We start from the raw sequence: 15,897 nt of genomic DNA, 5'->3' as shown, positions 1-15,897 counted from the left end.
TGCGTAGTGACGAATTGGTGTGTCATATTCGATGTGAGAAGTATTAATTGTAATACCGCGCTCACGCTCTTCTGGAGCGTTATCGATTTGTGCGAAGTTCTTAACTTCACCACCATAAGTTTTAGCTAAAACGGCAGAAATTGCTGCTGTTAAAGTTGTTTTACCATGGTCAACGTGACCAATAGTGCCCACGTTTACGTGAGGCTTTTTACGTTCAAATTTAGCTTTTGCCACGATATATTCCTTTCTTTTCAGAAGTGCTCGATTAATTCGAGCAATATAACATTGATGCCGTAACCAATATTAGTTACGAGATTCTATAATCGCTTTTGCAATGTTTTGCGGTGCATCTGCGTACTTCAAAAACTCCATAGAGTATGAAGCACGACCCTGAGATGCAGAGCGCAAATCAGTCGCATAGCCAAACATTTCAGATAGAGGTACTACAGCGTGGACAAGTTTAACACCTGCGATGCCATCATCCATACCTTCAATTATGCCACGACGGCGGTTTAAATCACCCACTACGTCGCCCATATAATTCTCAGGCGTAGTCACTTCTACTTTCATACAAGGCTCGAGCAACACCGGAGTCGCTTCTAGCGCCCCCTGTTTAAAGCCCATTGAACCAGCAATTTTGAAAGCCATTTCGTTCGAGTCCACATCATGATATGAACCATCGAACAAGCTAACTTTCACGTCAAGTACAGGATATCCGGCTAATACACCATTCTTCATCTGTTCTTGAATACCTTTGTCAACGGCAGGTATGAATTCTCGAGGAACTACACCACCTACTATTTCGTTAACAAATTCGTAGCCTGCACCCTCTTCGAGTGGCTCTATTCTTAGCCAAACATGGCCAAATTGACCACGTCCGCCAGATTGACGTACGAACTTACCTTCCACTTCAACTTTAGAACGAATTGTTTCACGATAAGCAACCTGAGGTTTACCAACGTTACACTCAACACCAAATTCGCGACGCATACGGTCAACGATAATGTCTAAGTGCAATTCGCCCATACCAGATATCAGTGTTTGTGCCGACTCTTCATTAGTCTCAACTTTAAAAGATGGATCTTCCGCTGCTAATTTTTGCAACGCAATTCCCATTTTATCTTGGTCAGCTTTTGAACGAGGCTCAACGGCTATGGTAATAACGGGTTCAGGGAATTCCATGCGCTCAAGAATCACTCTGTGATCGTTATCGCAAAGAGTATCACCGGTTGTTACATCTTTAAGACCGATAGCTGCCGCAATATCACCAGCGCGTACTTCTTTCAGTTCTGTTCGATCATTTGCGTGCATTTGCACAATACGACCTACTCGTTCACGCTTCTGTTTAACAGAATTGTAAACTCCAGAACCTGATTCGAGCACACCTGAATACACACGGATAAAGGTCAGTGTACCAACAAATGGATCAGTCGCAATTTTAAATGCTAAAGCCGCAAAAGGGGCATTGTCATCCGGTGGACGTTTAACTTCTTTTTCGCTCTCATCGATGCCTGTAATTGCAGGAACATCGTTAGGTGCAGGTAAAAAGTCAACTACCGCATCGAGAACAGCTTGCACACCTTTGTTCTTAAAAGCAGAACCACAAGTAGCTAAGACGATCTCATTGTTAATTGTGCGCTGACGCAACGCTGCTTTGATCTCGACTTCAGACAACTCACCTTCTTCAAGGTATTTATTCATCAGTTCATCAGAGGCTTCAGCTGCTGCTTCCACGAGATACTCATGCATTTCAGCAGCTTTTGCCGCTAGATTTGCAGGAATGTCTTCATAAGAGAATGTCATACCTTGATCTGTTTCAGACCAGTTAATGGCTTTCATCTTAATTAAATCTATAACACCCTTGAAGTTCTCTTCTGCACCTATGTTCAATTGAATCGGTACACAAGTCGCACCAAGGCGGTTACGAATTTGATTTATTACACGGTCAAAATCTGCACCTGCACGGTCCATCTTATTAATAAATACTAGACGCGGAACGTGGTATTTATCAGCTTGACGCCATACGGTTTCAGATTGTGGTTCAACGCCTGATGAGCCGCAGAAGACTACTACTGCACCATCTAATACGCGTAAAGAACGCTCGACTTCAATAGTGAAGTCTACGTGACCTGGGGTATCGATGATATTAATACGGTGTTGGTCGAATTGAGCTTCCATACCGCGCCAAAAAGTTGTTACTGCAGCTGAAGTGATAGTAATACCACGTTCTTGCTCCTGTACCATCCAATCTGTCGTGGCGGCGCCGTCATGCACCTCACCGATTTTATGAGACATACCGGTATAGAACAGAACACGTTCTGTTGTGGTAGTTTTACCTGCATCCACATGAGCAACAATACCGATATTACGATAATGCTCAATTGGGGTTATACGAGCCACTATTTATACCCTCTCAGCTAAAACTTTTTAGTTTTAGCAATATCAACAATATGGCGCGGGTCGAAACCCGCGCCATCATATTACCAACGGTAATGAGCGAAAGCTTTGTTAGCTTCAGCCATGCGATGCACGTCTTCACGCTTCTTAACCGCAGTACCTTTGTTGTCAGACGCATCTAGCATTTCACCTGCTAGACGTAAAGCCATAGATTTTTCACCACGTTTGCGAGCAGCTTCAACTAACCAGCGCATCGCTAGTGCGTTACGACGCACAGGACGAACTTCACATGGTACTTGATAAGTAGAACCACCAACACGACGAGATTTAACTTCGACTGATGGACGGACGTTATCAAGGGCTGCTTCAAGGATACTTAAATGATTTTCGCTTTTCTTTTCAGCGACAACATCTAAAGCCTTGTAGATAATTTTTTCTGCAGTCGACTTTTTGCCGTCTTGCATAATGACGTTGATGAACTTAGCCAACAACTCACTGTGAAACTTTGGATCTGGTAGGATTTTACGTTGTCCTACAACGCGACGTCTTGGCATATCAATTCTCCGTATGCTTCAGGTATTTCCAAAACTGGAATGTTAAATAATACTAGCTTGGCCTTACTTCTAACGGGATACGTTAAGACTTAGGACGCTTAGCACCGTATTTAGAACGGCCTTGGCGACGTGAAGTCACGCCTGCACAATCTAATGCGCCACGAACAGTATGGTAACGCACACCAGGTAAGTCTTTAACACGACCACCACGGATTAGAATTACACTGTGCTCTTGCAAGTTATGGCCTTCACCACCGATATACGAAGTAACTTCGAAACCGTTAGTTAGACGCACACGAGCTACTTTACGTAGTGCAGAGTTAGGTTTTTTAGGTGTTGTTGTGTACACACGAGTACAAACACCACGTTTTTGTGGGCACGCATTCAACGCAGGCACATTAGTCTTTTCGACTTTTGGCGAGCGTGGCTTACGTACCAACTGGTTAACAGTTGCCATGTATAGCTCCGACAGTTGATTTAAACTCAACAATTAGGTGTGAAAAATCTATATCCCACAATGGTGGGACGCGGAATTTTAGAAAGGTAATGGCCGCCTGTCAAGAAATAGCCAACTTTTCATGCAAATTCCAACAAAAAAGGCGCCAAAGGCGCCTTTTTTTAACAAACCATTAACTTAATCTTAGCTACCAGCTAAATTTAAGAGATCTGCTAGGTTCTGTTCAGCTTCACTTGCAGTAACTGTTTTAGTTTCCACTTTGCCACGAGAACTTGCTGCTTTAGCACGTTCTTCGTTACGGGTTTTGTGATAAGCATAGCCTGTACCTGCAGGGATCAAACGACCTACGATTACGTTTTCTTTCAAACCACGTAATGGATCGCTCTTACCACCAACGGCCGCTTCAGTTAACACACGAGTGGTTTCCTGGAACGATGCAGCAGAGATGAATGATTCAGTAGCCAAAGAAGCTTTGGTAATACCTAGTAATTCACGTTCGAACGTTGCAGGTGTTTTACCTTGAGCAACAAGCTCACGGTTAGCAATCTTCACGCGTGAAACTTCTGCCTGTTCACCTTCTAAGAACTCAGTGTCGCCTGTCGAAGTGATTAAACACTTACGTAGCATTTGACGAATGATAACTTCGATGTGCTTATCGTTGATCTTAACGCCCTGTAGACGGTAAACGTCCTGTACTTCGTTCACAATGTAGTTTGCTACGTTGTGGATACCACGAAGACGCAAGATGTCATGTGCCGCTTCTGGACCATCTGCAATAACTTCACCACGTTCGACTTTTTCACCTTCGAACACGTTTAAGTTACGCCACTTAGGGATCATTTCTTCATAATGTTCACTACCATCTGCAGGAGTGATCACTAGTCGACGTTTACCCTTAGTTTCCTTACCGAACGAGATCGTACCAGAAATTTCTGCAAGAATTGCAGGCTCTTTTGGTTTACGCGCTTCAAATAAGTCAGCAACACGTGGCAGACCACCGGTGATGTCGCGAGTTTTAGACGATTCTTGTGGAATACGTGCTAATGGGTCACCTACGTTGATTTTCGCGTTATCGTCTTTCGACACAATCGCGTTACCCGGTAAGAAATACTGAGCTGGTACTTCAGTACCAGGGATCATTAAGTCATTACCATCGGCATCAACCAAGCGAATTGCTGGACGCAATTCTTTACCTGCTGAAGTACGCGCACCAACATCGAGCACAACTACAGAAGATAGACCCGTTAACTCATCTGTTTGACGCGTCATAGTGACACCATCAATCATGTCAACGAACTTCACACTACCAGCAACTTCAGAAATAATTGGGTGAGTATGTGGATCCCAGTTAGCGATGATTTCGCCAGCTGCTACTTCACTGTCTTCCAATTTCTCTAAAACTGTACCGTAAGGCACTTTATAACGCTCTTTCTCACGACCTAGCTCATCGATGATGGCTAACTCTGAAGAACGAGATACGATAACGAGCTTACCGTCGATGTTAGATACATGCTTAGCATTGTGTAACTTCAGAGAACCAGCATTCTTAACTTGAACGTTGTTTTCTGCAGAAGCTCGAGATGCCGCACCACCAATGTGGAACGTACGCATGGTTAACTGAGTACCAGGTTCACCAATAGACTGCGCAGCAACAACACCAATCGCTTCACCGTGGTTAATAATATGACCACGAGCCAAGTCACGGCCGTAACAAGCTGCACACACACCGAAGTCTGTATCACAGGTAATTACAGAACGAACAATAACTTCATCGATACTGTGTTCTTCTAACGTATTACACCAAGCTTCATCAAGAAGTGTGTTGCGTGGAGCAAGCACTTCGTCTGTACCAGGCTTCATTACGTCAAGAGCAACAACACGACCTAGAACACGCTCACGTAATGGCTCAACAACATCACCACCTTCAATAAGCGGTTTCATTGTTAGACCATGCTCAACACCACAGTCATCTTCAATAACAACTAAGTCTTGTGCAACATCTACTAAACGGCGAGTTAGGTAACCCGAGTTAGCAGTCTTCAATGCTGTATCGGCAAGACCTTTACGCGCACCGTGAGTAGAAATAAAGTACTGGAGTACGTTAAGACCTTCACGGAAGTTAGCTGTAATTGGGGTTTCAATGATAGAACCATCTGGTTTTGCCATCAAACCACGCATACCCGCTAACTGACGGATCTGTGCAGCACTACCACGAGCGCCTGAGTCAGCCATCATATAGATGCTGTTAAACGAAGCTTGTTGCTCAGGTACGCCATCACGGTTAATCACTGTCTCAGTTGACAGGTTTTCCATCATCGCTTTAGAAACTTTTTCGTTGGCGCTTGCCCAGATATCGATTACTTTGTTGTAACGCTCACCGGCAGTAACAAGACCTGATTGGAACTGCTCTTGAATTTCAAGCACTTCAGCTTCAGCGTCTGCTACTAAGGTGTATTTCTCGTCTGGAATAACCATGTCATCAATACCAACAGAGGCACCAGAGATGGTTGCAAAACGGAAACCGGTATACATCAATTGGTCAGCAAAGATAACAGTATCTTTAAGGCCTAGTTGACGATAACAAGTGTTCAATAACTTTGAGATCTGCTTCTTACCCATGTTCTGGTTAACCAGATCATACGATAAGCCTTCAGGCAGAATTAATGATAAAAGAGCACGACCAACAGTCGTATCAATGATACGAGTTGCTTTAGTTCTTTCGCCATCTTCTGCAATGTGCGTCTCAGTAATACGAACCTTAACGCGAGCATGTAGTTCAGCAACACCTGTAGCGTAGGCTTTCTCGACTTCAGAAACGTCAGAGAAAACCATGCCCTCACCGCGACCGTTAATACGCTCGCGACTGGTGTAATACAAACCTAATACAACGTCCTGAGACGGAGTAATTACAGGCTCACCGTTAGCTGGTGACAAAATGTTGTTGGTTGACATCATTAGCGCACGAGCTTCTAACTGAGCTTCAAGCGTTAATGGTACGTGAACCGCCATTTGGTCACCGTCGAAGTCGGCGTTATATGCCGCACAAACTAACGGATGCAATTGAATTGCTTTACCTTCAATTAGAACAGGTTCAAATGCTTGAATACCCAGTCTGTGAAGTGTTGGTGCACGGTTAAGCATCACTGGATGTTCGCGAATCACTTCGTCTAACACATCCCATACTTCAGCCTGTTCGCGTTCAACCATTTTCTTAGCAGCTTTAATAGTAGTCGCTAAACCACGCGCCTCTAACTTGCCGTAGATGAATGGTTTGAATAGCTCAAGCGCCATCTTCTTAGGAAGACCACACTGATGCAGACGTAAAGTAGGTCCTACGGTAATTACCGAACGGCCTGAATAATCAACACGCTTACCAAGTAAGTTCTGACGGAAACGACCTTGCTTACCCTTGATCATATCAGCAAGAGATTTAAGCGGACGCTTGTTAGAACCCGTAATTGCACGACCGCGACGACCGTTATCTAATAGCGCATCAACTGACTCTTGTAACATACGTTTTTCGTTACGTACGATAATGTCAGGCGCAGCTAAATCTAACAGACGCTTTAAGCGGTTGTTACGGTTAATCACACGACGGTAAAGATCGTTAAGATCTGATGTCGCGAAACGACCACCGTCTAACGGCACTAATGGACGTAGATCAGGTGGAAGAACCGGTAATACTTTTAAGATCATCCACTCTGGCTTGTTGCCAGAAGTGAAAAATGCTTCCATCAATTTAAGGCGCTTAGTGACCTTCTTGCGACGGGTTTCAGAGTTAATTGAAGGTAACTCTTCACGCATTTGTTCGATCTGTTCTGATAAGTTGATAGCTCGTAGCAATTCAAGAACTGCTTCAGCACCCATCTTAGCTTCAAACTCGTCACCGTATTCTTCTAACGCATCAAGATACGTTTCTTCGGTTAGCATTTGGCCGCGCTCAAGCGTGGTCATGCCAGGCTCGATCACAACAAATGATTCGAAATACAGTACGCGTTCAATATCACGCAATGTCATGTCTAGCATTAAGCCAATACGTGACGGAAGTGATTTTAAGAACCAAATGTGTGCAACTGGGCTAGCCAGATCAATGTGACCCATGCGCTCACGACGCACTTTAGTCTGGGTAACTTCTACGCCACACTTTTCACAAATAACACCACGATGCTTCAAACGCTTGTATTTACCACACAAACATTCGTAATCTTTAACTGGACCAAAGATACGCGCACAGAACAAACCTTCACGTTCAGGTTTGAATGTACGGTAGTTAATGGTTTCTGGCTTCTTTACTTCACCAAAAGACCAAGAACGGATTAGATCTGGCGATGCCAAACCAATTTTAATACCGTTAAATTCTTCAGTCTTACTTTGCTGTTTAAGAAACTTTAATAAGTCTTTCACGTTTCTCTCCTGAAGGAGTTAAACCAGGTGCTTTGCTGCTGCAAAGCACCCTTGGTTACCAAACATTGCTTAAGTGCGATGCTTACTCTTGGTCCAACTCGATATTAATACCAAGTGAACGAATTTCTTTCAACAATACGTTGAAAGACTCAGGCATGCCTGGTTGCATCTGATGATTACCGTCGACGATACTCTTATACATCTGAGTACGACCGTTAACGTCATCTGACTTAACTGTTAGCATTTCTTGTAGAGTATAAGCTGCACCGTATGCTTCAAGTGCCCACACTTCCATCTCACCGAAACGCTGACCACCGAATTGAGCTTTACCGCCCAATGGTTGTTGAGTCACTAAGCTGTACGAACCGGTTGAACGGGCGTGCATCTTGTCATCAACTAAGTGGTTCAGTTTAAGCATGTACATGTAACCAACGGTTACTTTACGCTCAAACTCGTTACCGGTACGGCCGTCACATAATGTCAACTGGCCAGACTCAGGTAAGCCTGCAAGAGCAAGCATTTGCTTAATCTCTTTCTCTTTAGCACCGTCGAATGCTGGTGTAGCAATTGGAATACCACCTTTAAGGTTGGTAGCCAAGCGCACAACTTCATCATCAGTGAACGAATCGATATCAACGCGTTGAAGCACGTCATCACCTAATTCATACACTTGCTTAATGTAGTCACGAAGGACAGCAATTTCTCGCTGCTCTTCAAGCATTGCAGTAATCTTATTGCCAATACCTTTAGCAGCTGCTCCCATATGGACTTCAAGTACCTGACCGATGTTCATACGCGATGGTACGCCCAATGGGTTAAGTACGATGTCGACAGGATTACCTTCATTATCGTATGGCATATCTTCAACTGGACAAATCTTCGAGATAACACCTTTGTTACCATGACGACCAGCCATCTTATCACCAGGCTGAATAGTACGTTTAACTGCAAGGTAAACCTTAACAATCTTTAGTACGCCAGGAGCTAAGTCATCACCTTGGGTGATCTTACGACGCTTGATTTCAAATTTCTTATCAAAGTCAGCTTTTAGCTCTTCGTGCTGTTCAGCTAACTGTTCTAGTTCAGTTTGTTTTGTCTCATCGTCGATAACTTGAATCAATACGTCTTTACGTGGAATCTCAGCTAACTTAGCTTCAGAATAACCTACAGACAGTAACAAGTTACGTGCACGGCCCAATACGCCTTCTTCAAGGATCTTGAACTCTTCACCTAAGTCTTTACGAGCTTGGCGAACGTGCATATCTTCAATTTCAAGCGCACGCTTGTCTTTCTCAACGCCGTCACGGGTAAATACCTGGACATCGATGATGGTGCCTTTCACTGAGTTAGGAACACGTAATGAGCTGTCCTTAACGTCAGAAGCTTTTTCACCAAAAATTGCTCGGAGTAGTTTCTCTTCAGGGGTTAACTGCGTTTCACCTTTAGGTGTCACTTTACCCACAAGAATGTCGCCACCCTTCACTTCTGCACCAATGTAAACGATACCTGATTCATCTAGTTTAGATAAAGCAGACTCACCTACGTTTGGAATATCAGCAGTGATTTCTTCGCTACCCAATTTAGTATCACGAGCGATACACGAAAGCTCTTGAATATGGATAGTTGTAAAACGATCTTCTTGCGCTACACGCTCAGAAATTAAGATCGAATCTTCGAAGTTATAACCGTTCCAAGGCATGAACGCGATACGCATGTTCTGACCAAGGGCCAAATCACCTAAATCGGTAGATGGACCATCAGCCAATACATCACCACGAACCACTGGTTCACCAACAGAACAACAAGGACGTTGGTTAATACAAGTGTTTTGGTTTGAACGGGTATATTTAGTTAAGTTGTAGATGTCGATACCAGCTTCGCCTGCGCGTAACTCATCTTCATTTACTTTAACAACGATACGGCTCGCATCAACGTAATCGACAACACCACCACGTTTAGCAACCACAACCACGCCAGAGTCAACAGCAAGTGTACGTTCAATACCGGTACCCACTAACGGCTTATCAGCACGTAAAGTAGGGACGGCTTGACGTTGCATGTTTGCACCCATCAATGCACGGTTAGCATCATCGTGTTCTAAGAACGGAATTAACGATGCTGCAACAGAAATAATCTGCTGTGGTGATACATCCATATACTGAACGTCTGCTGCACGCATAAAGGTTGATTCACCTTTATGACGACAAGCAATCTGTTCTTCAGACATACGACCATTTGCATCAACTTCAATGTTCGCCTGCGCAATTACATAACGGCCTTCTTCAATTGCTGATAAGTATTCAACTTCATCAGTAATAACACCATCAACCACTTTGCGGTAAGGTGTTTCTAGGAAACCATAAGAGTTAGTACGAGCAAAACTTGCTAACGAGTTGATTAGACCAATGTTTGGACCTTCAGGGGTCTCAATTGGGCATAAACGACCGTAGTGAGTTGGATGTACGTCACGAACTTCGAAACCAGCACGTTCACGAGTCAAACCACCTGGGCCAAGCGCAGAAATACGACGCTTATGCGTTACTTCTGATAGCGGGTTGTTTTGATCCATAAACTGTGACAACTGTGAAGAACCAAAGAATTCTTTCACTGCCGCAGAAATCGGTTTAGCGTTAATTAAGTCTTGTGGCATTAGCTCGTTTAAATCGCCTAAAGATAGACGCTCACGAACAGCACGCTCAACACGGACTAAACCAACACGGAATTGGTTTTCAGCCATCTCACCAACGCTACGAATACGACGGTTACCTAAGTGGTCAATATCGTCAACTTCATCATAACCGTTACGGATTTCGATGATTTTCTTCATAACACATACGATGTCATCTTTAGACAACACGCCGTTACCTTCGTCTTCAGCAATCTCAAGACGACGATTGAACTTCATACGACCTACTTTAGATAAGTCATAGCGTTCTTCACTAAAGAATAAGTTTTGGAATAAACCTTCAGCGGCATCTTTAGTTGGTGGTTCACCAGGGCGCATCATACGATAGATTTCAACTAACGCTTCTAAACGGTTAGTTGTTGAATCAATACGTAATGTATCAGCAATATAAGCACCGTGATCAAGGTCGTTGATAAATAAAGTATCAATTCTCTTAATACCAGCAAGTGATAAGTTAGCTAAATCTTCTAAGGTAATCTCACTGTTTGCTGTAACTAATACTTCACCAGTATCTTCATCGATATAATCTTGTGCAGCATACTTACCAACAATGTAATCTACTGGCACTTCAAGCTCAATAGTATTGGTTTTTTCAAGTTGCTTAATATGACGTGCAGTAATACGACGGCCAGCTTCTACTAATAAAGAGCCTTCGGCATCTTTAATGTCATAGCTAGCAGTTTCTCCACGTAGACGGTCAGGCACAAGTGACATGACTAGTGAGTCTTTTTTGATATTAAACTCAATACGCTCGAAGAATAAATCGAGGATATCTTGAGTTGAATAATCAAGAGCGCGCAAGATTATAGTCGCAGGTAATTTACGGCGACGGTCAATACGAACAAAGAGCGCATCTTTAGGATCAAATTCAAAATCAAGCCATGAACCACGGTAAGGAATAATACGTGCGTTATACAGCACCTTACCAGAAGAGTGGGTTTTACCACGGTCATGATCAAAGAATACACCTGGAGAACGGTGTAACTGAGACACGATTACACGCTCAGTACCGTTAATAACGAAAGTACCGTTATCAGTCATTAATGGGATATCACCCATGTAGACTTCTTGCTCTTTAATATCTTTAACAGTGCCAGCAGCAGCTTCACGGTCAAACAACACCATACGTAATTTAACACGTAGTGGAGCTGAATAAGTAACACCGCGGATCTGACATTCTTTCACATCAAAAACTGGCTCACCTAGCTTGTAACTGACATATTGCAGTTCAGAATAGCCAGAAAAGCTCTTGATAGGAAAAACACTACGGAATGCAGCTTCAAAGCCACGCTCACCCGTAGGATCTTGATCGGTGAACTTCTTAAAAGAGTCTAATTGGATAGACAGTAAATAAGGGATGTCCAAAACTTTGGGACGCTTACCAAAGTCTTTGCGAATACGCTTCTTTTCAGAATAGGAGTAAACCATGGGTTTCCTCTGCTTACGAGATGTGACCAAGACTGAATTAATTTAATTTAATTAAATCAGCACGTTTGCCCATCACCGTTGATGGCAAGAACCTAACCAGTAATCTCTGCTAGGGACTGCTAAAACTGGCGATAAACGGTGAAAAAAAATCGCCTGCGCATAGAGCGCAAAAAAGGCCGACGGTTAAAAAACCGCCAGCCTTCACCCAATTACTTGGGTGATGCAAGCTAAACTACAGCTTACTTAACTTCAACAGAAGCACCAGCTTCTTCTAAAGTAGCTTTAAGAGTTGCAGCTTCTTCTTTAGAAACGGCTTCTTTAACAGCTATTGGAGAAGACTCAGACATAGTCTTAGCTTCTTTTAGGCCTAGACCTGTAGCGCTACGAAGAGCTTTAATAACTGCTACTTTGTTTTCGCCATGAGAAGTAAGAATAACGTCGAATTCTGTTTGCTCTTCAGCAGCAACAGCGTCGCCGCCAGCAGCAACAGTAGCAGCAGCAGCAGAAACGCCGAACTTAACTTCCATTGCTTCGATTAATTCAACTACTTCCATTACAGACATTGCTGCGAAAGCTTCTAAGATTTGGTCTTTAGTGATAGACATTAGAAATATTTCCTATTGTTCTGAATTCAATTTTATTAAGATGCTAGCTTATAATTAAGCAGCGTCTTGTTTTTGATCGCGAAGGGCGGCCAATGTACGAACGAACTTGCCAGCAGATGCTTCTTTCATAGTCATCATCAACTGAGCTAGTGCTTCTTCGTATGTTGGTAGTTTCGCTAAACGATCAATATCAGCTGCAGGGATAAACATCCCTTCGAAAGCTGCACCTTTAACTTCAAATTTTGCTTGTCCCTTAGCGAAGTCTTTTAAAAGACGCGCTGCTGCACCTGGGTGCTCAAGAGAAAAAGCTATTAAAGTTGGGCCAGTGAACGTTTCTGCTAGGCACTCAAAAGCTGTACCTTCAACTGCACGACGAGCAAGGGTATTTCGTACTACACGTACAAAAACACCATTTTCGCGAGCAGCTTTACGCAGACCGGTCATAGCACCTACAGTCACGCCGCGTGAATCGGCAACAACTGCAGAAAGTGCACCTTTGGCAGCTTCGTTGACTTCAGCAACAATTGCCTTTTTGTCTTCGAGTCTTAATGCCATTGGCTTTACTCCTGGATTCTACCTAGGGTATTCCCTAGTATTTACCAAACTAAACACTTATGTGTTTAATTACTTACGGTGCAGATTTCCAGTAAAAAAATTTAGCTGGGGCCTGACACCGTCTACGCTGGAAATTAAGTCAATCTAACGATTAACACCTGCGGTCTTGGACGGAAACCGACTCAATTGTGCAAAAACTGTAAAGTGATTGCACAAAAGCGGCTTCAACCCACAAAGTGCGCACATTATAGACTAATATGCGTGCCTTGTATATTACTTCACTTCTTCCAGAGAACCCTGGTCGATAGCAACACCTGCACCCATAGTGGTAGAGATGCTAATCTTTTTCACGTAAATGCCTTTAGCAACTGCAGGCTTAGCCTTTTTCAGTGCTGACACTAACGATTCTAAGTTTTCTTTCAACTGTTCAGTAGTAAAAGTTACTTTACCGATAGTTGTATGAATAATACCATTTTTGTCGTTTCTGTAACGAACTTGACCGGCTTTGGCATTCTTAACTGCTTCAGCAACGTTTGGCGTTACTGTACCAGTTTTAGGGTTAGGCATTAAACCACGTGGGCCTAAGATTTGACCTAACATACCAACAACGCGCATTGCATCTGGAGATGCGATAACAACGTCAAAGTTCATTTCGCCAGCTTTAACTTGTGCAGCTAAATCTTCCATACCCACTAGTTCTGCGCCAGCAGCTTTAGCCGCTTCAGCGTTAGCACCTTGAGTGAATACTGCAACACGAACGTCACGACCAGTACCATGTGGAAGTACAGTAGCACCACGCACGTTTTGATCTGATTTACGAGGATCGATACCTAAGTTAACAGCAACGTCAACACTTTCTACGAATTTAGCAGTTGCTAATTCTTTTAGAAGTGTTACAGCTTCGCTAATGTCATACTGTTTTGTTACATCAACTTTTTCGCGGATAACGCGTCCGCGCTTAGTTAGCTTTGCCATTATATTAATCCTCTACTACCAAACCCATTGAACGTGCAGTACCTTCAATTGAGCGAGTCATCGCTTCAATATCAGCACCAGTCATATCAGCGGCTTTAGATTCAGCAATTTCCTGAACAGCGCTACGCTTGATAGTACCTACTTTTTGAGTATTAGGACGGCCAGAACCTGACTTCAAACCAGCTGCTTTAAGCAGTAGGAAAGATGCAGGAGGAGTCTTAGTTTCAAAAGTGAAAGAACGGTCACTATAAACAGTGATAACAACAGGAATAGGCATGCCTTTCTCGAACTTTTCAGTACGAGCGTTGAATGCTTTACAGAATTCCATGATGTTCACACCTTTTTGACCTAAAGCAGGTCCAACTGGTGGAGACGGGTTCGCAGCACCGGCTGCTACTTGTAGCTTAATATAAGCTTCAATTTTCTTTGCCATGTCGACATTTCCTCAATTTGGGTTCTAACGCATTTTGGCGACATGCCAATACGCTCCCCTGAAACAACGGGTGCGAATTATATAAAAATCCGCGCCCGCAAACAATATATATTTGTGGTTATTTTAATCAGCTCTTTTCAACCTGATGAAAGTCTAATTCTACAGGTGTTGAACGGCCGAAAATCATCACAGAAACCTTGATACGGTTCTTTTCGTAATCAACTTCTTCGATAGTACCGTTAAAGTCAGCAAATGGACCATCACAAACACGAACAACTTCACCAGGCTCATACATGATGCGATGAGTTGGAGATTCAACCGTATCTTGAAGGCGCTGAAGAATTGCATCAGCTTCCTTGTCAGATATTGGTGCTGGACGATCTGATGTGCCACCAATAAAGCCCATTACACGAGGAATACTTTTAACTAAATGCCAACTGTCATCATTCATTTCCATCTGGACTAATACATAACCAGGGAAAAATTTACGTTCACTTTTACGACGCTGACCTGCACGCATTTCTACGACTTCTTCAGTAGGTACTAAGATCTCACCGAAGAATTGTTCCATGTTGTGCATTTTGATATGTTCAAGCAGTGTTTTTAGCACTCGGCCTTCATAGCCAGAAAAGGCTTGAATCACATACCATCTTTTTTTCGCTTCTGTAACTTCAGTCATTTTCAGATGCCTATACGCCAGTAATTAAATTGACTACTCGTAATAATACTGCATCAAAACCCCAAAGGATTAATGCCATTACTGCAGTAGCTGCAAGTACTATAAAGGTAGTGTTTAGCGCCTCTTGGCGAGTTGGCCAAACGACTTTACGCACTTCAATATGGGCTTCTCTAGCAAAAGATTGCGCCTGTTTACCCTTGCTTGTCTGCAGTGCAATGATACCAGCAATAGCGAAGGCAATAATTACCCCAGCAACACGAGCTACAACATTAGCGTCTGCATAAAATTGATTGCCTATAACAGCAGTAGCAATTAGCAATGCTGCTATGCCCCACTTAACGATATCCAAAGAATTACTCTGGTTTTCAGTATTTGTTGTCATCGGTTAATTCCGTTACTCACTACGACCTGGGCTTGGCTTGGTAAACAACATATTTACCAAATCCGCATTTCCGAACTTTCCCAGAAAATGCATAAGCACAGGGTCAAAAATCGGCCATAGATTGTATTCTTATTCAGCTTTGTTCGCAACAATACAGGGAAAGTAAGATTAACAAATCAATCAAACAATCAATATTTGTTACTAACTTCGCCCTAAAAATAAAAAAGGAAGCCTAAGCTTCCTTTTCTGTGTTCACTAAAGTCGCTATTACGCGATAATTTTAGCTACAACACCAGCACCAACTGTACGGCCACCTTCACGGATAGCGAAACGTAAACCGTC

The 15,897-nt window shown here is 43.1% G+C and carries 13 protein-coding genes; all 13 read right to left on the bottom strand.

All coding sequences use genetic code 11. From position 1 onward, the window contains the following. A partial coding sequence (locus H5202_RS09870; protein WP_336244791.1) for a GTP-binding protein occupies positions 1-234 on the bottom strand: 234 nt, incomplete at its 3' end. A 69-nt stretch (positions 235-303) separates the two neighbouring features. Next, positions 304-2,400, bottom strand: coding sequence for an elongation factor G (gene fusA, locus H5202_RS09865; RefSeq protein ID WP_182771923.1), 2,097 nt, complete (start codon positions 2,398-2,400; stop codon positions 304-306). Between the two features lie 80 nt (positions 2,401-2,480). Continuing rightward, positions 2,481-2,951: a 30S ribosomal protein S7 gene (rpsG, locus tag H5202_RS09860; protein ID WP_124729270.1), complete on the bottom strand. Its 471-nt coding sequence runs from the start codon at positions 2,949-2,951 to the stop codon at positions 2,481-2,483. An 82-nt stretch (positions 2,952-3,033) separates the two neighbouring features. Further along, on the bottom strand, positions 3,034-3,408 hold the full coding sequence (gene rpsL / locus H5202_RS09855) for a 30S ribosomal protein S12 (RefSeq protein ID WP_059746616.1): 375 nt from the start codon (positions 3,406-3,408) through the stop codon (positions 3,034-3,036). A 183-nt stretch (positions 3,409-3,591) separates the two neighbouring features. Then, positions 3,592-7,812, bottom strand: coding sequence for a DNA-directed RNA polymerase subunit beta' (rpoC, locus tag H5202_RS09850; RefSeq protein ID WP_182771922.1), 4,221 nt, complete (start codon positions 7,810-7,812; stop codon positions 3,592-3,594). An 82-nt stretch (positions 7,813-7,894) separates the two neighbouring features. Further along, on the bottom strand, positions 7,895-11,926 hold the full coding sequence (rpoB, locus tag H5202_RS09845; RefSeq protein ID WP_182771921.1) for a DNA-directed RNA polymerase subunit beta: 4,032 nt from the start codon (positions 11,924-11,926) through the stop codon (positions 7,895-7,897). 239 nt (positions 11,927-12,165) lie between these two features. Next, positions 12,166-12,531, bottom strand: coding sequence for a 50S ribosomal protein L7/L12 (gene rplL / locus H5202_RS09840; RefSeq protein ID WP_182771920.1), 366 nt, complete (start codon positions 12,529-12,531; stop codon positions 12,166-12,168). Positions 12,532-12,585: 54 nt separating this feature from the next. After that, entirely contained in the window at positions 12,586-13,086 is a 501-nt protein-coding gene (gene rplJ / locus H5202_RS09835; RefSeq protein ID WP_182771919.1) for a 50S ribosomal protein L10, read from the bottom strand. Positions 13,087-13,359: 273 nt separating this feature from the next. Continuing rightward, on the bottom strand, positions 13,360-14,061 hold the full coding sequence (rplA, locus tag H5202_RS09830; RefSeq protein ID WP_182771918.1) for a 50S ribosomal protein L1: 702 nt from the start codon (positions 14,059-14,061) through the stop codon (positions 13,360-13,362). 4 nt (positions 14,062-14,065) lie between these two features. Then, positions 14,066-14,494: a 50S ribosomal protein L11 gene (gene rplK / locus H5202_RS09825; protein ID WP_182771917.1), complete on the bottom strand. Its 429-nt coding sequence runs from the start codon at positions 14,492-14,494 to the stop codon at positions 14,066-14,068. 127 nt (positions 14,495-14,621) lie between these two features. Beyond that, entirely contained in the window at positions 14,622-15,173 is a 552-nt protein-coding gene (gene nusG / locus H5202_RS09820) for a transcription termination/antitermination protein NusG (protein ID WP_182771916.1), read from the bottom strand. 10 nt (positions 15,174-15,183) lie between these two features. Next, complete coding sequence (gene secE, locus H5202_RS09815; protein WP_182771915.1) at positions 15,184-15,555, bottom strand: preprotein translocase subunit SecE; 372 nt, start codon at positions 15,553-15,555, stop codon at positions 15,184-15,186. A gap of 267 nt (positions 15,556-15,822) precedes the next feature. Next, a partial coding sequence (locus tag H5202_RS09810; RefSeq protein ID WP_220493829.1) for a hypothetical protein occupies positions 15,823-15,897 on the bottom strand: 75 nt, incomplete at its 5' end.

The sequence above is a fragment of the Shewanella sp. SG41-4 genome, assembly GCF_014164505.1.
Classification (GTDB): domain Bacteria; phylum Pseudomonadota; class Gammaproteobacteria; order Enterobacterales; family Shewanellaceae; genus Shewanella.
The sequence above is the reverse complement of the archived record's forward strand: the minus strand, read 5'-3'. Positions and strand labels throughout refer to the sequence as shown.

Coding starts and splice junctions, on each gene's coding strand:
- rpsG (WP_124729270.1), bottom strand. CDS start 2,951: ATGCCAAGACGTCGCGTTGTAGGACAACGTAAAATCCTACCAGATCCA.
- rpsL (WP_059746616.1), bottom strand. CDS start 3,408: ATGGCAACTGTTAACCAGTTGGTACGTAAGCCACGCTCGCCAAAAGTC.
- rpoB (WP_182771921.1), bottom strand. CDS start 11,926: ATGGTTTACTCCTATTCTGAAAAGAAGCGTATTCGCAAAGACTTTGGT.
- rplL (WP_182771920.1), bottom strand. CDS start 12,531: ATGTCTATCACTAAAGACCAAATCTTAGAAGCTTTCGCAGCAATGTCT.
- rplJ (WP_182771919.1), bottom strand. CDS start 13,086: ATGGCATTAAGACTCGAAGACAAAAAGGCAATTGTTGCTGAAGTCAAC.
- rplA (WP_182771918.1), bottom strand. CDS start 14,061: ATGGCAAAGCTAACTAAGCGCGGACGCGTTATCCGCGAAAAAGTTGAT.
- rplK (WP_182771917.1), bottom strand. CDS start 14,494: ATGGCAAAGAAAATTGAAGCTTATATTAAGCTACAAGTAGCAGCCGGT.
- nusG (WP_182771916.1), bottom strand. CDS start 15,173: ATGACTGAAGTTACAGAAGCGAAAAAAAGATGGTATGTGATTCAAGCC.
- secE (WP_182771915.1), bottom strand. CDS start 15,555: ATGACAACAAATACTGAAAACCAGAGTAATTCTTTGGATATCGTTAAG.